Genomic DNA, 276 nt, shown 5'->3' on the forward strand with positions numbered 1-276 from the left:
CCAGCTACGACTTCCCCGGCGACGACTGCCCGATCGTACAAGGTTCCGCACTGAAAGCCTTGGAAGGCGATGCCGCTTACGAAGAAAAAATCTTCGAATTGGCTGCTGCATTGGATAGCTACATCCCGACTCCCGAGCGTGCCGTGGACAAACCTTTCTTGTTGCCTATCGAAGACGTATTCTCTATTTCCGGTCGTGGTACAGTAGTAACCGGTCGTGTAGAGCGCGGTATCATCCACGTCGGTGACGAGATCGAAATCGTCGGTCTGAAAGAAA

1 pseudogene is annotated in these 276 nt (G+C 52.9%); it reads left to right on the top strand.

Going from position 1 to position 276, the window contains the following annotated elements:
• A pseudogene (gene tuf, locus HMPREF2959_RS12380) lies at positions 1-276 on the top strand (elongation factor Tu); the annotation flags it as partial.

This window comes from Neisseria sp. HMSC070F02 (assembly GCF_001814225.1).
In the GTDB taxonomy this organism is placed as follows: domain Bacteria; phylum Pseudomonadota; class Gammaproteobacteria; order Burkholderiales; family Neisseriaceae; genus Neisseria; species Neisseria meningitidis.